This window comes from Geminocystis sp., from assembly GCF_041753295.1.
Classification (GTDB): domain Bacteria; phylum Cyanobacteriota; class Cyanobacteriia; order Cyanobacteriales; family Cyanobacteriaceae; genus Geminocystis.
This window is the reverse complement of record NZ_JBGSUU010000028.1, coordinates 1-17,861: the sequence shown is the minus strand read 5'-3', so window position 1 is coordinate 17,861 and position 17,861 is coordinate 1. Positions and strand designations below refer to the sequence as shown.

The 17,861-nt window shown below is 33.7% G+C and carries 15 protein-coding genes, 1 tRNA gene and 2 pseudogenes; 9 read left to right on the top strand and 9 right to left on the bottom strand.

Going from position 1 to position 17,861, the window contains the following annotated elements; all coding sequences use genetic code 11:
* Nucleotides 1-165: pseudogene (locus ACEW8E_RS02185) on the bottom strand (IS1 family transposase); the annotation flags it as partial.
* 192 nt (nucleotides 166-357) lie between these two features.
* Between ACEW8E_RS02185 and acnB the strand changes: the two are divergent.
* From acnB to ACEW8E_RS02160, 5 genes and pseudogenes are all read left to right on the top strand, one after another.
* Complete coding sequence (gene acnB, locus ACEW8E_RS02180) at nucleotides 358-2,976, top strand: bifunctional aconitate hydratase 2/2-methylisocitrate dehydratase (protein ID WP_373478699.1); 2,619 nt, start codon at nucleotides 358-360, stop codon at nucleotides 2,974-2,976.
* 128 nt (nucleotides 2,977-3,104) lie between these two features.
* A complete protein-coding gene (locus ACEW8E_RS02175; protein ID WP_373478698.1) occupies nucleotides 3,105-3,932 on the top strand; it encodes an MBL fold metallo-hydrolase in 828 nt (275 codons plus the stop codon).
* Between the two features lie 47 nt (nucleotides 3,933-3,979).
* Nucleotides 3,980-4,207 (top strand): element excision factor XisI family protein, encoded by a 228-nt coding sequence (locus ACEW8E_RS02170; protein WP_373478700.1) that lies wholly within the window; start codon nucleotides 3,980-3,982, stop codon nucleotides 4,205-4,207.
* An 11-nt stretch (nucleotides 4,208-4,218) separates the two neighbouring features.
* Nucleotides 4,219-4,326: pseudogene (locus tag ACEW8E_RS02165) on the top strand (serine/threonine-protein kinase); the annotation flags it as partial.
* Complete coding sequence (locus ACEW8E_RS02160; RefSeq protein ID WP_373478697.1) at nucleotides 4,322-5,131, top strand: hypothetical protein; 810 nt, start codon at nucleotides 4,322-4,324, stop codon at nucleotides 5,129-5,131. The pseudogene ACEW8E_RS02165 and the gene ACEW8E_RS02160, both read left to right, overlap by 5 nt.
* A 65-nt stretch (nucleotides 5,132-5,196) precedes the next feature.
* On the opposite strand, the gene crtD is transcribed toward ACEW8E_RS02160, so the two are convergent.
* Nucleotides 5,197-6,699 carry a C-3',4' desaturase CrtD gene (gene crtD, locus ACEW8E_RS02155; protein ID WP_373478696.1) on the bottom strand — a complete coding sequence of 501 codons (1,503 nt, stop codon included), beginning with the start codon at nucleotides 6,697-6,699 and terminating at the stop codon, nucleotides 5,197-5,199.
* 586 nt (nucleotides 6,700-7,285) lie between these two features.
* Here crtD and ACEW8E_RS02150 point away from each other — a divergent pair.
* Both ACEW8E_RS02150 and ACEW8E_RS02145 read left to right on the top strand, forming a co-directional pair.
* Nucleotides 7,286-7,510, top strand: coding sequence for a Calvin cycle protein CP12 (locus tag ACEW8E_RS02150; protein ID WP_373478695.1), 225 nt, complete (start codon nucleotides 7,286-7,288; stop codon nucleotides 7,508-7,510).
* 425 nt (nucleotides 7,511-7,935) lie between these two features.
* On the top strand, nucleotides 7,936-8,247 hold the full coding sequence (locus tag ACEW8E_RS02145; protein WP_373478694.1) for a hypothetical protein: 312 nt from the start codon (nucleotides 7,936-7,938) through the stop codon (nucleotides 8,245-8,247).
* 192 nt (nucleotides 8,248-8,439) lie between these two features.
* Here the strand turns inward: ACEW8E_RS02145 and ACEW8E_RS02140 are convergent.
* The 7 genes from ACEW8E_RS02140 to ACEW8E_RS02110 all read right to left on the bottom strand — a co-directional run bounded on the left by ACEW8E_RS02140 (nucleotide 8,440) and on the right by ACEW8E_RS02110 (nucleotide 16,050).
* Nucleotides 8,440-8,512 (bottom strand) — tRNA-Ala (locus tag ACEW8E_RS02140).
* A 118-nt stretch (nucleotides 8,513-8,630) separates the two neighbouring features.
* Nucleotides 8,631-9,764, bottom strand: a complete 1,134-nt coding sequence (locus ACEW8E_RS02135) for an extracellular solute-binding protein (protein ID WP_373478693.1) — start codon at nucleotides 9,762-9,764, stop codon at nucleotides 8,631-8,633.
* Nucleotides 9,765-10,049: 285 nt separating this feature from the next.
* Complete coding sequence (locus ACEW8E_RS02130) at nucleotides 10,050-10,793, bottom strand: DUF502 domain-containing protein (RefSeq protein ID WP_373478692.1); 744 nt, start codon at nucleotides 10,791-10,793, stop codon at nucleotides 10,050-10,052.
* A gap of 101 nt (nucleotides 10,794-10,894) precedes the next feature.
* Nucleotides 10,895-11,680, bottom strand: a complete 786-nt coding sequence (locus ACEW8E_RS02125) for an HpsJ family protein (protein WP_373478691.1) — start codon at nucleotides 11,678-11,680, stop codon at nucleotides 10,895-10,897.
* 145 nt (nucleotides 11,681-11,825) lie between these two features.
* On the bottom strand, nucleotides 11,826-13,688 hold the full coding sequence (gene ftsH, locus ACEW8E_RS02120; RefSeq protein WP_373478690.1) for an ATP-dependent zinc metalloprotease FtsH: 1,863 nt from the start codon (nucleotides 13,686-13,688) through the stop codon (nucleotides 11,826-11,828).
* Between the two features lie 39 nt (nucleotides 13,689-13,727).
* On the bottom strand, nucleotides 13,728-15,404 hold the full coding sequence (locus tag ACEW8E_RS02115; RefSeq protein WP_373478689.1) for a DUF3685 domain-containing protein: 1,677 nt from the start codon (nucleotides 15,402-15,404) through the stop codon (nucleotides 13,728-13,730).
* Nucleotides 15,405-15,603: 199 nt separating this feature from the next.
* On the bottom strand, nucleotides 15,604-16,050 hold the full coding sequence (locus ACEW8E_RS02110) for a Fur family transcriptional regulator (protein ID WP_373478688.1): 447 nt from the start codon (nucleotides 16,048-16,050) through the stop codon (nucleotides 15,604-15,606).
* A gap of 62 nt (nucleotides 16,051-16,112) precedes the next feature.
* Here ACEW8E_RS02110 and ACEW8E_RS02105 point away from each other — a divergent pair, with 62 nt between their 5' ends.
* Both ACEW8E_RS02105 and ACEW8E_RS02100 read left to right on the top strand, forming a co-directional pair.
* Nucleotides 16,113-16,889 (top strand): cobalt-precorrin-6A reductase, encoded by a 777-nt coding sequence (locus ACEW8E_RS02105; RefSeq protein WP_373478687.1) that lies wholly within the window; start codon nucleotides 16,113-16,115, stop codon nucleotides 16,887-16,889.
* Nucleotides 16,890-17,078: 189 nt separating this feature from the next.
* Nucleotides 17,079-17,861 (top strand): photosystem II q(b) protein (locus tag ACEW8E_RS02100; protein ID WP_373478686.1); only part of this gene is annotated, 783 nt, incomplete at its 3' end.

The window sequence follows — 17,861 nt, the reverse complement described above, 5'->3', positions numbered from 1 at the left end:
ATACATTTTTAAGCATTCATTTCTTACCCCATCACTATAACCTCTGGAACTAATCTTTAGTGGATTTATAAACTGCCTACCACAATCAACACAAAGATGATTTTGCTTTCCTTTTTTAATTCCATTTTTGTGAATATGTTTCGACCCGCACTCTGGACATTGTATCATTTTTTTATTTTTGATAATTTGACCCCTTTATCTAAAAATCATACCTTAATTCAGCAACGCCGCAATTTTTAACCAAAATGAAAATAAATAAATTGATCGAACCTTGATAGACTTGATACAAAACCCCTGTTCATGCCCTTGATATGCTTAAAATAGTAAATTATTGGAAAAAATATAAGCATAAATACTATGACTTGGTTAGAAACATATCATCAACACGTTCAAGAAAGAGCAAAGTTGGGCATTCCTCCCTTACCCCTTAACGCCGAACAAACATCGCACTTATGCGAAATGTTGCAGAATCCCCCAGAGGAATTAAAAGAAGAATTAATGATGTTATTGCGCAATCGAATCCCCCCCGGAGTGGATGAAGCATCCTACGTCAAAGCAGGATTTTTAACCGCCGTGGCAAAAGGAGAATTAACCTCCCCTATTATCTCCAAACAAGGCGCAGTGAGTTTATTAGGTACAATGATGGGCGGTTATAACGTGCAATCCCTCATCAGTTTATTAAAATCCTCAGACAGCAACGTTGCCCTCGAAGCCAGTAACGCCCTCAGTAAAACCCTTTTAGTCTTCGATGCCTTTAACGATGTATTAGAATTATCGGAAACCAACCCCTACGCTAAACAAGTGATTGACGCATGGGCAGAAGCATCATGGTTTATCAGTAAGCCCAAAGTAGCCGAATCCATCACCGTGACGGTGTTTAAAGTTACGGGAGAAACCAACACCGATGATTTATCCCCCGCACCCCATGCCACCACTCGCCCTGATATTCCCTTACACGCTTTAGCGATGTTAGAATCGAGAATGCCCGACGGGTTAGAGGCGATCGCCAAATTAAAAGAAAAAGGGCATCCCGTTGCCTATGTCGGTGACGTAGTGGGTACAGGTTCTTCTCGTAAGTCTGCAATCAATTCCGTATTATGGCACATCGGCAATGAAATTCCTTTTGTACCGAATAAAAAATCTGGTGGTTATGTATTAGGAGGCAAGATTGCACCTATCTTCTTCAACACTGCCGAAGATTCTGGGGCATTACCCATCGAGTGCGATGTTAATAACCTAAACACTGGAGATGTCATCACCATTTATCCCTACGAAGGCAAAATCACCAACGAAAACGGCGAAACTATTACCACTTTCACCCTCAAGCCTGAGACAATTTTAGACGAAGTTCGAGCAGGTGGACGCATTCCCCTTTTAATTGGACGGGCTTTAACCGATAAAACCCGTCAAGCATTGGGATTAGAGCCTAGTAACTTATTTGTACGTCCCATCCCCCCCCGCCCCCCTTTGAAAGGGGGGAGTAGCATTGGGTTTACTTTAGCTCAAAAAATGGTAGGAAAAGCCTGTGGAGTGGAAGGAATCCGCCCCGGCACTTCCTGCGAACCCATTATGACTACTGTAGGTTCTCAAGATACCACTGGACCTATGACAAGGGATGAGTTAAAAGAATTGGCTTGTTTAGGATTCAATGCAGATTTAACCTTACAAACCTTCTGTCATACTGCGGCTTATCCCAAACCCGTTGACATTAAAACCCACAAAGAATTACCTGATTTTTTCTCTACTCGTGGCGGTGTCGCTTTACGTCCGGGTGATGGTATCATTCACTCATGGTTAAATCGGATGTTATTGCCTGATACTGTTGGCACTGGAGGCGATTCTCATACTCGTTTTCCTCTCGGTATTTCTTTCCCCGCAGGTTCAGGTTTAGTGGCATTTGCGGCGGCTTTAGGGGCGATGCCTTTAGATATGCCTGAGTCGGTTTTAGTTAAATTCACAGGAGAATTACAACCCGGGGTGACTTTACGAGACATTGTTAACGCAATCCCTTGGGTAGCTATGCAAGAAGGTAAATTAACCTACGGCAAAGGCGATAAAATTAACGTTTTCAACGGGCGTATCATGGAAATGGAAGGCTTACCAGACTTAAAAGTTGAACAGGCTTTCGAGTTAACCGACGCTACTGCTGAACGTTCTTGTTCTGGTAGTACAATTAAACTCAGTGAAGAAACTGTGGCGGAGTATCTTCGATCAAATGTTAGCTTAATGAAGAACATGATCGCAAGGGGTTATGCAGATGCTCGTACATTATTGCGCCGTATTGCCAAGATGGAGGAATGGTTAGCGAATCCTTCCCTCATGTCTGGGGATGAAAATGCGGAATATGCTGATATTATCACCGTTAACTTGAATGAAATCAAAGAGCCGATCGTTGCCGCTCCCAATGATCCAGATAATGTTAAACTCATGAGCGAATGTGCAGGGGATAAAATCGATGAGGTGTTCATCGGTTCATGTATGACAAACATCGGACATTACCGAGCGGCAGCGAAGATTTTAGAAGGTGCTGGTACGGTAAAAGGACGTTTATGGGTATGTCCTCCCACTCGTATGGATGAAACACAGTTACGCAATGAAGGGGTTTATAGTATCTTTGAAAGTTCAGGTGCAAGAACAGAAATGCCCGGATGTTCTCTGTGTATGGGTAATCAAGCCCGTGTGGAAGACAATGCAACGGTATTTTCTACTTCTACCCGTAACTTTAACAACCGTATGGGTAAAGGTGCAAGGGTTTATCTCGGTAGTGCTGAATTGGCTGCAGTCTGTGCCTTATTGGGTAAAATTCCCACTGTGGAGGAATATATGGCGATCGTATCTGAGAAAATTGATCCTTTCAAGGGTGAATTATACCGTTATTTAAACTTCAATGAAATTGATAATTTTGAAGATGAAGGGCGAGTAATTGCTTTAGAAGATATGCCGAAAATTGAGGACATTTTAGGTATGCCTGTATAATAATTGTCGGGTGGGTCTTTTATGGGACTCACCTACTTAATTACAAACCTGGTAAAATTTAACTAATCAGTGAGAGCATAGTCACTATCCAAAAAGAGATATAAAATAGTTGTAGTTACAAGTAATTTATGATTTCATCGTTAAAAATAACCGTATTAGTGGAAAATACGGCAGGAGGAAGAGGTTTATTGGGTGAACATGGTGTTTCTTTCCTCATAGAAACTAATAACTCTCGTATTCTCTTTGATACGGGGCAAGGTATGACTTTAATTCATAATGCGGAAGTATTAGGCATTTCTTTAAATAATTTAGATGCTATTGCCCTTAGTCATGGACATTATGATCATAGTGGAGGATTACCCCATTTACTGCCTTTGTGTCAAAATACTGATTTATACCTCCATCCCGATGCTACACAGTCTAAATATAGTCCGAGGGGTGATATTGGCTTTAGCTTAGATGAGGCAACCTTGAAAAGTAGTTTTCGCCGTGTGATTAAAACCGAAAAACCCACAAAAATTATTGAGGGAGTTTATCTGACAGGTACTATCCCCCGAAATCATCCCCTAGAGGACACTGGTGATTCATTTTGGCACGATAAAAAACATCATGATGTTGACCTCATCCTTGATGATCAAGCCCTTTATTTGGACACGGAAAAAGGTTTGGTAGTGGTTTTAGGCTGCGCCCATGCAGGAGTTATTAATACCTTCGACTACATTAGTCAAATTACCCATCAACAAGAGATTTTCGCTGTTATTGGAGGTATGCACCTATTACTTGCTAGTCGAGAAAGAATTATGGCAACAGTAGCAACCTTGAAAAAATATCGGATTCAATTATTAGGAGCGAACCATTGTACTGGCTTAGGAGCGATCGTGCTTTTATGGCAAGAATTAAAATCGATAGACTGTCGAGATTGTCGAGTGGGAACTATTTTAGCCATTAACAATTAGTTTTTGCTAACTGCGGATAACTCCGTAGTTAACGGGCTAATCGTCATATAATTAAAAATATCTTAACTGAATATGAGAAAGTTTCATCACAATTACCTGATCCTGATATAGATGAAGTATTAATGTTTGATGATCAAAGAAGTCAATACCTTTGGTTTAATATTGGCTGGAAAAATAAGAGAAGAGTTAAATACGATCAAGTCGAACTGGATCAATGGCGATCGCTTGAGGAATTTTATATCATAGTTACACAAGGGATAAATTGGCTAACTTAGGAATTATTATTATGCTAGATCAAATGATTAAGATATTGGAAGGGCAACAAATAGGCTCTTCTCGTCTTAATAAGTTTTTTGGTGCAGGTAGTTCTAGTGAGGTATTTCATATTTATGAAGATTATTGAGAATAATGAGATAATTCTAAATATAGAAAGAGGTAAAGTAAGTTATTTAATTCGTACTGTAAGTAGCTTAATTGCTTTTTTCTTATTATTGATTTCTGTTTGGGGATTACGACTATTTTTTTATCGTTCAACATTAGATTGTAATAAACCAGAACCCAATCAAGGTTCGTGTATAATTACCGTTCATGATCTCATCAATAGCTATACTTATAAATATTCTTTGTCTTCAGGGATCAAAGGTAAAGCTAAAAAAGTTGATTCTGGTTATCCTAGTTATCTAGTGATTTTAGAAGGAAGTAATCAAAGAATTGATGCACTTTTTCATGGAGGAGATGAAGATGCACAAGAAGAAAAAATGAAAACGATTAATTCTTTTTTTGAAAATCTCGATCATCCCTCTATAAATTCACTTAATATTATCGATGATTATAATTTTACCAATCTAGGAGTCAATGGTTTTTTTATCTTAATCAGTTGCCTAATAATCAATTATTATTTTAGGCATTATAAAGAAGTTAGCTATCTTTTTGATAAACATAATAATCAATTTTTAATCACTAACAAAAACTTATTTCACACAAAAATTGAGGAGTATCAATTATCTGATATTGATCAGTGTATTTTAGAAGAAACTGATCTTAATAATGATCCAGAAGAAAGTCCTATTTATATTTACAAGACGAAGATATTATTTAATAATAATTCCAGTGTTATTTTGAAAATTGGCAGGAATAAATCAAAAAAAGAAGAAATAATTAATATTATTAATCAGTTTATTGAAGGGAGAAAACTTTAAGTTTATAACTCTCTAACTCCTAATTCCTAATTCCTAAAACCTTCTCTTTATTTCTCCGTTTACCTTTATTTATCCATATTTTTTATTTGTCTTACCACCGTTAAAGCCGAATAACTGACTCCTGCTGTGCCTTCACCCGGATGAGTTGAGTCTCCTACTAACCATAAATTATTAATAGGGGTGCGAGTAGCGATACCAAAAGGGCCAAATGTACCGATTCTTTGCCCAACACCGCCAACGATGCCTTTTTCTCTTGCTGTGTATTTATAAAAAGTAACAGGAGTCGCAACCTCTTGATGAATAATTGTCTCAGAAGTTAGGTTAAAATATTCTTTTAAACGGGCGATCGCTTTATCAGTATAATTTTGTTTTAGTGCTTTATAATCTTCCAGAGGTATATCCCACCAACGGTTAACATCGGTAAAAGAAGAAGCGATAATCGTAGCTTTACCTTCAGTAGCTCTGCCGTCTTTTTGTTTACTAACAGAAATAAATAAAGAATTCATTTCGCCGATTTCCCCGTTATAGTCGTATAAAAATTGAAGATGAGGAGGGCAATTTTCAGGAATTGCAGTTATATCAACTCCTAAATAGATGACAAATGCACCAGAAGCTGGAGGTAAATTTTCTACTCGTTGAGTATAAGTCACTGGGATTTTTTCTGTCATGGTTACCAAGTTATTGACAGTGACGTTACCCACAACATGATGGGCTTTTTCTTCTCTAATTTCTCCCGTTTTCAGATTTTTAATAGTAACTCCCGTTACTTTACCGTTTTCCGTATGAATTTTTTGCACTAAATGACGCATATATAACTTGCCACCATATTTTTCTAATCCTTCAACAAGGCGATCGCTTAACACCTGCATACTGCCATTGAGATGATATAATCCTTGGGGAGATTGAGACACCGATAAAGCTGTTGCTGCATAAAGTAAAGCAGTTTCTTCCGTATCTACTTGAGAATATAACTTTAACTGCATATCGAGGAAAGTTTTTAACCGTTTATCTTTTCCTAAGCCAAATAAACGTAAAGCATCAGCCACCGTCATTAAAGTAAAAGGCACAGTGACAAAAGTATCTAATCGTAAGGCTTGAATTAATTGTGATAAATCCCATAAGTTGCGAGGTGGTAAAATAGGATCTCGACTTTGAAACTGCCAACTAGCATCAAATAAAGTCTTTAGTAATGCCCAAAAATTGGCACTATTCGGAAACTGTTTTTCTCTTGTTTCACGCCATTTATCAGGATTACGCCACACCATAATCGGTTGCTTTTCTTGGGGTAAAAATACCGCACAAGCAGGATCGCATTCTGTAGTCGATGGTAATTCTATTTCTAACTCTTTAAAAATACGATGATGAATGCCGCCTTTTTCTAAACCTGCCACTTGAGTCGCACCAACATCAAAAGTAAAACCCTTACGAGTAAAAGTAGAAGCGCATCCACCCGGTACGATTGCCTGATCATATATAGTAACATCATAGCCATAACGGGCTAATAATGCTCCTGTGGTTAAACCACCAATTCCAGCGCCGATAACGATTACTTTGTGTTGTTTTTCCATCTCTTCTTATTTTCTTCTTCCTATGCTTAATAAATCTTAACATAAGGATAGTTTGATAGATTTATTCTTGTCATGATGAATTTTTGAAACAGCAAAAAGTGGCTTCTAAATTAAGAAAAATTAGGAAAAATATAATAAAATATTCAAAAGTAATACTATGTTTTTGATAAATATTTTTTTTGTCAATATATTTTCGTAAATTAGTAATAATATCCGTTTTTAATTCATTTTAATTTTAACTTCTGATTAACTCTTTAGTTTTATTATTGATCTCGTTAGTCTTATCAATCAAACAGCAGTGTGTTTTTGTCAATAATTTTTGAAGTCTTTGAATTTTAGTATCAAAATCTTCTTGAGACAAATTTTGATCTTTTTTAATAAACCTAAGAGAATAAAAAACTAGAATCACCTTTAATTTGAGCGGTAAGTGTAAATAAAGATATAATTTGTGCCATAGCAATACTGTATAAAGTTAGTTAAATGGACGTTTTTCCACAAAATCAACAACTATATCTAGATCACAAATAATCGAATTCTGTTATAAGCTATAAAAGATAACTAAAAATACTTAAGGTATGTTAAAAGTATGACTAATATACAAGAAAAAATCCAAGAAGAATTAAAAGAAGCCAGAGAAGTTTGTGATATTAGTGGCACAAATTCCCCTGAATGTGCTGCGGCTTGGGATGCAGTAGAAGAGTTACAGGCGGAGGCATCTCACCAAAAAGAAAATGAGCCTCAAAAAACCTCTTTAGAGAGATATTGTGATGATAATCCTGATGCTGATGAATGTCGTCTTTATGAAGATTAATCTATTGCAATATAAATTCTCTTAGTTTATTGGGTGGGTGCTTCCCACCTTTTTTCGTGAGTTTTGAAAATAAAAAATTACGACTAAGTTTAGTAAATATTAATAATTAAAGCTCTGTTACTTCTATTCATGATAAATTATTCCTTGAAAAAGGTGTTAGGTGTCAATAATCTATAACAAACAAATTTAATTGTTAATTCTTATAATCTTGATAGTGTCAACTTTATAAGGTTTATTTTATTTTAATTTATTCTAACTACTGTAGAAAAGCCACAATTAATAACTTAACTTCCTAACGATAAAATTAGTTTTGTTTAAAATTGTAAATTATTCTTGCAATTGTTTTAAAAATCTTTAAATTTGAGATAGAACTAATTTATAGCTTTAGCTTAGATAAATATAGTAAAAATATAATTTACATAATTATGGATAACGACAAAAAATATCGAATGATTTGTACTCTTTCTTTTGGAGATATTTACGGTCAAATTATTGTTTGGTTAGGAGTTATTTTTATCAGTCTTGCTAGTACATTAGCTTTATGGAGTAGTACTCGTCAAATCTATGCTTTTGCTACAGTTGGCATTGTTTTAGTTCTATCTTTACCTTTTCTACTTTTTGCCTTTGTAACTACTTTATTAAATCATATTGAGTTCGTTCCTTTAGAGGAAACAGAATCTAATAAAGGAAAAAATAGAGCTAAATTTACTGCTAAAACAGCTCCAGCAACTGTTTAATAACAAGTAGTTGATAGTTGATCATTGACGATAAGTCGTAATTAAGTTAGAACATCAATAAAACTCAATTTTTAAAAGTAATTAAACTAGATATTTTTCTACTTTTTGGTTAAATTAAATCCGTTACCCATAATCAGTAAAAAACCTAGCTTAGTTACCTAAAATTAGTTTTATAGTAGTATTTTATCTTAATGGAGCTAAGGAGACTCGAACTCCTGACCCCTGCAATGCCATTGCAGTGCTCTACCAACTGAGCTATAACCCCTCATTAAATTTTATCAAACATTACCATAATAACAGTTTTTTCTTAAAAAATCAAGAATCTACAAGAATTTTTGGGAGTGATTAAATTCCGAAGAATGAGTTTTTATGATTAGAATAATTTAAACTATGGTTTTCCACAATTGTTGATACTGTTTAATGGACAACTGTGGTAAAGTATCGATAAACTCACTTTTTGCAAAAACTTCAGAAGACATTGGCGGAATTTTGGGATTGCTTTTTAAAGGTGATTTTAAAGGTGAAACTCCATTGGTAAATAAATTGATTTGTTTTGCGGATTTTTCCTCCCAACAAAAATCAATAAAATCATAAATTTTTTCTAATTGTTGAGGATTATTTGTTTCTTGACGAGGTTTTACCCATATATCCGCCCATAAAGATGTACCAGATTTAGGTATCACTGCTGAAATGTTACTATATTTTTCAACTACCGGTAATATATCTGTTGACCAACCTACTGCTAACCAAGTATCACCTAAAATCAAAGGTTGTAAATAATTAATATCATCATAAAATTTTACTTGTTTTTGCAGTGCTATCCACTCCGATTTAAGTTCGGAAATAGTGTTTAAATTCTCTGTATTGTAGGAATAACCAAGTTTTTTCAAAATTAAGCCTAACACTTCTCTGGGTTGATTTAACAAAGAAATTTGACGAGTAATATCTTGTCGCCATAAATCTTGCCAATCTTGAGGTTGCCATCCTAAAGAGGCAAATTTATCATTGCGATAAGCTATCATTACGCATCCCCAACGGTAGGCAGCACCCCAAATTTTACCATTATTATCGAGTTTTCCTTCTTCATTTCTTTTGGTTAAATTCTGAAATTCTTGGGGGATATTTTGCCAATTTTGAAGTTTATTTAATTCTAAGGGTTCAATTAATTTCTCGGCAATAGCTAAATTTAAGGAATAATTACCTAAAGTTACTAAGTCATTGGGTGTCGATTTATTATCCGAAAAGTTAGGTAAAAAAGGCGATTTATTCTTTTGAGTTAATACATTTTTACCTTGCCATTTTAACAATAAATTATATATATCTTCAAGGGTTGCCTGAGATTCAAAGTTAACAATACCCATTGTACGAGATTGTTGTGATAAGGCTGCGATTAATTGTATCGGAATTGAGCCTTGTAATAGTGCAACTTTTAAATCATAATTTTTTTCACAACCTGACAACAAAGAAGCTAGGGTTAAACTACCTATACCTTGTAAAAAAGAGCGACGATTCACCATATTAATTAATTAATAGTTATCCGATTATACCTCAGTTCGATACAACAATATCCGATTTCGGCAGGTTTATACCTTTACACCAACGAAAATTAACGAATTTGGGTCATTATAAGTTAAAAATCATAAAAAAAACCGACTAAATATAAAGTCGGCAAAAATTTGTTGTCGTTTAATCTTGAGGAAATCTTCGTAGGGAGTTACCAATGTTTCTCCGTAAGATTTCTTTACGATAATGGTAACAGAAAGTACATATTTTGTAAAATTTTTTTAGAATTAATTTTATAACTATACTGTTTCTGAAGTCGTTGCCGATAAAGATTCATTGTTTAAAGGGGTTACAGACACATCAGAATTATTTACTGGTAGTGGTATTTTTACCTTATTATTAGTTACTATTGCTCCACTATTGGCACTAACAATACCTCCAGAAATCAAAACTTTAAAAGCATCTTCAATGGATATAGAAACATTAATAACTTCTTCTTCAGGTATGATTGCATACCACCCTGATGTGGGATTAGGAGTCGTCGGGATAAAAACGCTTAACATTGGTTTATCTAATTTCTCTTGAAACATATCACTAACTTTCCCTGTAACAAATCCCATACTCCAAACACCCACACGAGGATATTCAACAATAACAACTCTCCTAAATTTTGTTTGTGAATCTTGGAATAATGTCTCTAATATTTGCTTAAGAGTTTTATAAATTGCACCGGCTAAAGGAATAGCTTGTAAAATTTTTTCCCCAACATCTAATAACCATCTACCGACAATATTTCTTGCCATTAAACCAATGAGTAAAATTAAACCCAGAGGTACAGTTAACCCTACAGAAAAGTTGAGTAAATTAGTAACAATAGGATTAAGTCCATCAAAAGGATTAATTTGTTTTGGTATTTCTGTGAGAAATTTAATCGCCCAATTAGCGATGACATAACTTAACCAAATAGTAGTAGCTAAAGGAATAACTACTAACAATCCAGCAATTAAATCATTTTTAAAACCTTGCTTTATCCGTTGTAACACAAGTTCCCTATTATTTATTATTGATTGATGAATGATAATCTCATTATCAACTAAAACTTTATCATTAACAATTGTTCGTCACTTTTCTGGGGATTTTTTTCTTAAGACTCTTTTTGGATTAACATTTTTAACCCTAACCAACCAATCACAACATAGGCGATCGCCAGTATTAAGCTACTAATAGAAGTACGTAAACTTTGTTTAAGGGCAAGAGTTTGAGCTTTTTTTATTTCTTTTTCTTCTAATCCTTTAAGTTGTACTTGTAGTTTAGCTTCTACTTCTTGTAACTTTGCTTTTAATTGATCAGGTTTTTGAGATAAATCTAAAATTTGTTGTAATTGATCTCGTTGACCTGTAATTAATTGTAACTGTTGAGGGTCTATTTTTTGTCCTTGTATTACGCCACCAGCTTCAATTACTTGAGTTCGTTGAGCAATTTCCTGTTTTAATTGTTCAGGATTACGAGAAATAGCATCTAATTGAGAAACAAAACCTTGAATTTGAGTTTGTTGTTGTTCTATTTTTTGAGCAATTTGACTCATTAAATCAGCACTAACACGGTTAATATTACTTAAATGTACTGGAACTAAGATTAAAAATAATAATCCTAATAAACTAGAAATAATAAACAGAGGAAGACGAATACTTATTTTCGATTTTGGTCGATTATTAGTATCATTAATCCACCATCCTAAAAGTAATAGAGTAATACCAATTAAAGGTACAATACCTCGGTCAACGATACTATTAGTGAGATTAATTTGCCAGTTAGGATCATCTAATTGTAAGGGAATAAGAAGAAAAAGATAATCAATTAAAGAAGAAACTAAAAGAATTCCCCCCACTAAAGTTAAAATGAGGTTGATAAAAGGCGAAGTAATTTTCATAAAATAAATGTTAGATAATCTTGATAGAAATTTAATAGTTTTGAGATAGACTTTTAATTAATTTAAGTCAATGTGCAAAATTGATTATATAGCAATGATCTTTGATTTGTTATGGGTAAAGGTAGAAATCAAAAAAAATGATTATCTAAACATTTAAAACTTGTTTTTTAAAAGAATAATCCTTAACTATTTGACGAAAAACATCCCCTTCAATGGTTTCTTTTTCTACGAGAAGATCTACCAAAAAATCAATTAAAGCTCGATTATCTATAATTATTTGTTTAGCATCTTCATAGCATTTTAAGATAATACCTCGAATCTGTAAATCAATTTTTTCTGCAATTTCTTGAGAATATTCTGTACGATTAACGCTATCACTACCTAAAAATAAAGGTTGTTCTTCTCCTTCTAAAGCTAGTAAACCTAAAGGAGACATCCCGAACTTTGTCACCATTTGACGAGTTAAATGGGTTACTCTATCAATGTCATTTCCTGCTCCAGTGGTTACTTCACCATCACCAAAAATCACTTCTTCTGCGGCTCTTCCTCCCAGTAAACCAGTAATACGAGCAAAAAGTTGAGTTTTAGACACTAAACCTTGTTCTTCATCAGGGGTAAACCATGTTAAACCCTTGGCTTGTCCACGAGGGATCAAAGTTACTTTTTCCACAGGATCATGACCTTTCGTTAATGTTCCCACAATACCGTGACCAATTTCATGATAAGCGATTAATCTTTTACTTTTACTATCAACTAAAGGAGTCCCTTCCATTCCCGCAATAACCCGATCAATAGCCGCATTGACTTCATCCATAGTAATGGCTTCTTTTCTTCTTCGGGCGGTAAGAATTGCGGCTTCATTGAGTAAATTCGCTAAATCTGCACCACTAAAACCGGGAGTACGTTGGGCGATCGCTTCTAAGGAGACATCAGGATCAATTTTTTTATTAGCGCCATGAACATCTAAAATACCTAAACGACCTTTTAAATCAGGATAATCAACGATAACTTGGCGATCAAAACGTCCGGGGCGTAATAAAGCCGAATCAAGGACATCAGGGCGATTAGTGGCAGCAATAACGATAATGCCCGTATTTCCTTCAAATCCATCCATTTCCGTTAATAATTGATTAAGAGTTTGTTCTCTTTCATCATTACCGCCACCGATACCTGTACCTCTTTGTCTGCCTACTGCGTCAATTTCATCAATAAAAACTAAACAGGGTGCATTTTCTTTTGCTTTTTTGAATAAATCTCGTACCCGTGAAGCACCAACACCGACAAACATTTCGACAAATTCAGAACCTGAAATGCTGAAAAAAGGAACTTCGGCTTCTCCAGCGATAGCTTTAGCTAAAAGAGTTTTACCCGTACCCGGAGGGCCTACCAACAGAACACCTCTGGGAATTTTGGCACCCACGGCGGTAAATTTATCAGGAGTTTTTAAAAATACCACAACTTCTTGTAACTCTTCTTTTGCTTCCTCAATTCCAGCAACATCTTTAAATTCAATTCCAGTAGTGGCTTCCATTTGAAATTTAGCCCTTGATTTACCGAAATTCATCGCCCCTGCCGCACTACCTGCCGAACGTTTGATTAAGATAAATAAGCCGATAATCACAATTAAAAATATACCTATTTGCATAGTATTAATGACAGCAACGGTATTGGCCGCCGAAGACTCTACCGCAAAATCAATGCCTTTTTCTCGAATTTTGGCAATGAGTTCGGGGTTTTGATTAAATAGTTTAACTTTTTGGGGCTTATTTTCATCTCCTCCCGATAAATATACATAAGCAATATTCGTAGCAGGATCAATAGTAATTTTGTTTACTTCCCCTGTTTGAATACTTCGGAGTAAGTCACTATAATCAAATTGCTGATTTTTTACTTGTGCTAAAACTGCATTCCCACTAAATATACTTTGTAGTAAAATTAAACTCCCAGCCATGAAACTGAGGATTTTTCTGGGTTTATCTTGATTTAATTTCTGATGATAATTGTGCATTTGATAATTCTCTTAATACAAATAATATCTTTATTATCCTTAGTTTTTGATTCGATTGCCTATGCCTTGTAAAATGCCTTTACCAATTAATCCAATTCCTCCACCAATCACTTCTGTGAGTAAATATACAACTACTTTACCAATAGTTCTTTCTAAAGATTGAACTACCCTATAAAGACTATCCCGTAGTTCAATGAGTATTGTAACTGCCCAAGGTAATCCTTGTATGGTTTTTAACTCTTGATGACGAGAATGAGTAATTATACAAGTTTCAATGCCTTGATAACCTAATTTTAACATTTCATATTGATCTTCAAAGATATTTTTCGGATTTTGCCAATATTTTTCTTTGCGATATTTCCAAATTAGATTATTACGAAACATTGCCACTTTTCTTGATGATTTTAATTCTAAGTTAAATAATTTATGTTTAATATTGGTATTATCGGAAAATTTATTGAGAGTAAATTCTATTACCAAATTAGCTATATGAATGATAATATTTTCAATAATAATTGCTTCTATATCTTGATTTGATTTACTATCATATTCATAAGTTTCATTATCTATAACTAAGTTTTGTTGATAAATTTCATAACTAATTATATCTAATATAAATGGTACTTTAGGTACAGTTTCTTTTAGTAAACTCTCTGATTCTTTCATGACTAAATCTAATAAGCTATAAGAATTTATACTATCAGTATCAGACTCAGACTCAGGAAGATAATATCTATTTAAAAATTTTATCGTAGAATTTTGCCAAAGTTCTTTAATATAAATATTAATTTTTTCAGATACATTATCTTTATCTATATTAAGATTTTTTAACTCTTTAAGAGAAATAATCCATTCTTGCAAAATAATCATCAATAATTCTTGTTTTTTTGATTCTTGCAATATATCAATTTCTAGTAATTTTGATGTAGAGTTTTTTAGAGAAGATTGAATTTTAAGCAATATTAAATCATAAGTATTTTGAGGAGAATCACTAACAATAATTTGACTGTTATAGTTATCAATTTGAGCAAAATTTTTATCAATCTTACTTTGATTATTTTCCTTAGATGAATCGGAGATAAATTCATAAAAATCAGGACTTAATTGAGTAATTAACCATTTAGCTAACTTAAGTTCTCTTTTTCTTCCTTGCCAATATAAAACATCAGCTATAGATAATTTTTTTTCTTTAATATAGTCATCAATATTAATAATTTCTCCTTGAATTTGTTGCAAACCAAATTTACATTGTCGAGAAAACCAACTATTTATTTTTGGTGAAAAAAGAGTAGTATTAATACTAAAATAAGTTTCTCCCTTAGCACAAATTCTAAAGGTTTTTACTAATTCATTAACATCTGCATTTTTATAACAACTTCCTTTAATAATAGGAATAGAAGAAAAATCTCCCACAAACTCCCATGAAACTAAAATAACTAAAGATAGATGAGGATATTCATTGCTTAATTGAGGGAGAAATTTTAAAAACTGTTTAACTTTTTCAGGATATTGATTAAAATCTAAGGAAATTACCCATAAATTTACTTCATATTGTTTTAATAAAGAAGAAAAATCAGCTATTTTCCCCGTTGCAATTATATTTATATCCTTAAATTCTTCAGTATTTAAAACTTCTCTTAGTCCCAAGGTAAAAATATTATTATCATCTAATAAAATTAGACTAATTTCAGTTTCATTTGAGTTAGTAGAAGACATTTTATTTTTGACTTTAAAGTTCTTAAATTTTAATGGTAATTCTTGAGTAACAATTGAAAATAATTAATTATACATTGACTTAAAAAAAATATAAATATAATTATTTGAGCCAAGACATTATTAAGTAATAAAGCATTTAGGAATTGTGGACTTTTAAATTAATAAAAATGACGAATAATCTTCGTTACCTTTTGCCTATTTACTCTGATAATTTATTTTTGTAACCGTAAAAATCAATGCGATAATGATCTACTTTGACGCCAGTTTTTTCTTCAATAGTTTTAATTAAATCTGAAGGTAACTCTACTTGTATATCCATTATTTGATTAGTATCTATGACATTAACATGACTGTGATCTTCACAAAAATTACCATACAATCTTCCCTCATGTCTTTCCAGACACTCAATAATCCCTTGACTTGACAAAGCCTCTAAATTCTGATATACCGAAGTATGTCCAATATCTTTACCTTGTTGACTTAAAAGATCGTAAATTTCTTTTGCTGATAAATGTTCTTGATGTGACCATAACAACTCAAGAATAAATCGCCTTTGACGAGAAAGTCTCATACCTAATTCTTGACAACGATTGAGGGCATCTTTTAAAGAGCGAATTTTTCTCACCGTTGCTCCCGCTTGTTGCATATTGTTTTATGATTTTTTTACTAAAATAAACTCACTACCACTTTAACTTAACTCCTACATATTTGAACATTTCCCTCAAAAAAGAGATTATTTGGCTTATCGGCGGTACTTCTGAAAGTGTGGCGATCGCACAATTATTAACAGAACATAATTTCCCATATATTATTACCGTTACTACTCCATCAGCTTCTAAACTTTATCAAAAGATAAAAAATTCACAAATCTTTGTAGGTAAACTATCCGATAGAGAAATATATCAACTGATGGCACAACACTACATTAACACAGTTATTGATGCTACTCATCCTTTTGCCGTTAACATTTCTCAGGAAGTCATTAATATTTGTCGAGATTTAGCTATTAAATATATAAGATATGAACGTCTTTCCTTATCCATTCCTGAGAATAACTTAATAACTTATGTTTCCTGTTTTAATTATTTAGTAGTTGATAATTCTCCCTTAAAAAATAAACGAGTTTTATTGACTATCGGTGCAAAATTTTTACCTTTATTCACTAATTATCATCATCAAGCAACCCTATACACCCGAATACTTCCCTATGGTGATTCTCTTCATCAAGCCTATCAATCAGGGTTTGAGTGCGATCGCATTATAGCCCTTCGCCCTCCCATAAACTATGCCCTAGAAAAAGCCTTATGGCAAATGTGGGATATTGAAATAGTTGTCACCAAAGCAGGAGGAAAAGCAGGAGGAGAAGATATTAAATATCAAGTAGCTAAAGAGTTAAACATTCCCTTAATCGTCATTCAACGACCAAAATTAGAATATCCTATAGTTATCAACACCTTAGATAAAATACTTGAAATGATTATTTAGCTTGACTTTTAACTCTTTTTTCACCATCAAAATAAAACTAAATTTCATTGATAACTAAAAGTTATGACAGTCATAAAAATAAATATTATGAAAAATCTTGACAAAACTTTACAATTTCTCTAATATAGTATTCATGGTAAGCAATTACCGCATTGTACCTCGAAAAATTTATAACGCAATCATAAGAACATGACTACCACTTTACAACAACAACAGTCTTCCTCTTGGGAGCAGTTTTGTGAGTGGATCACTTCTACCAACAACCGCTTATATGTAGGCTGGTTCGGTACTTTGATGATCCCTACTCTCTTAACTGCCACTACTTGTTTTATTATCGCTTTCATCGCAGCTCCTCCCGTTGACATTGACGGTATTCGTGAGCCTGTAGCGGGATCTTTATTATACGGTAACAACATCATCTCTGGTGCAGTTGTTCCTTCTTCCAACGCTATTGGTTTACACTTCTACCCTATTTGGGAAGCAGCTTCCTTAGATGAATGGTTATACAACGGTGGTCCTTACCAATTAGTAGTATTCCACTTCTTAATCGGAATCTTCTGCTACATGGGTCGTCAGTGGGAATTATCTTTCCGCTTAGGTATGCGTCCTTGGATCTGTGTTGCTTATTCTGCACCTGTATCTGCTGCTACTGCCGTATTTTTAATCTACCCCATCGGTCAAGGTTCTTTCTCTGATGGTATGCCTTTAGGAATCTCTGGAACATTCAATTTCATGTTTGTATTCCAAGCTGAACACAACATTTTGATGCACCCCTTCCATATGTTAGGAGTAGCTGGTGTATTTGGTGGATCTTTGTTTTCTGCAATGCACGGTTCTTTAGTAACCTCTTCTTTAGTGCGTGAAACCACTGAAACTGAATCTCAAAACTACGGTTACAAATTCGGTCAAGAAGAAGAAACCTACAACATCGTAGCAGCACACGGATACTTTGGTCGTCTAATCTTCCAATAT

Bases quoted from the DNA above. Each gene is read 5' to 3' on its own strand.
- acnB (WP_373478699.1), top strand. From the start codon at position 358: ATGACTTGGTTAGAAACATATCATCAACACGTTCAAGAAAGAGCAAAG.
- ACEW8E_RS02175 (WP_373478698.1), top strand. From the start codon at position 3,105: ATGATTTCATCGTTAAAAATAACCGTATTAGTGGAAAATACGGCAGGA.
- ACEW8E_RS02160 (WP_373478697.1), top strand. From the start codon at position 4,322: ATGAAGATTATTGAGAATAATGAGATAATTCTAAATATAGAAAGAGGT.
- crtD (WP_373478696.1), bottom strand. From the start codon at position 6,699: ATGGAAAAACAACACAAAGTAATCGTTATCGGCGCTGGAATTGGTGGT.
- ACEW8E_RS02150 (WP_373478695.1), top strand. From the start codon at position 7,286: ATGACTAATATACAAGAAAAAATCCAAGAAGAATTAAAAGAAGCCAGA.
- ACEW8E_RS02145 (WP_373478694.1), top strand. From the start codon at position 7,936: ATGGATAACGACAAAAAATATCGAATGATTTGTACTCTTTCTTTTGGA.
- ACEW8E_RS02135 (WP_373478693.1), bottom strand. From the start codon at position 9,764: ATGGTGAATCGTCGCTCTTTTTTACAAGGTATAGGTAGTTTAACCCTA.
- ACEW8E_RS02125 (WP_373478691.1), bottom strand. From the start codon at position 11,680: ATGAAAATTACTTCGCCTTTTATCAACCTCATTTTAACTTTAGTGGGG.
- ftsH (WP_373478690.1), bottom strand. From the start codon at position 13,688: ATGCACAATTATCATCAGAAATTAAATCAAGATAAACCCAGAAAAATC.
- ACEW8E_RS02115 (WP_373478689.1), bottom strand. From the start codon at position 15,404: ATGTCTTCTACTAACTCAAATGAAACTGAAATTAGTCTAATTTTATTA.
- ACEW8E_RS02110 (WP_373478688.1), bottom strand. From the start codon at position 16,050: ATGCAACAAGCGGGAGCAACGGTGAGAAAAATTCGCTCTTTAAAAGAT.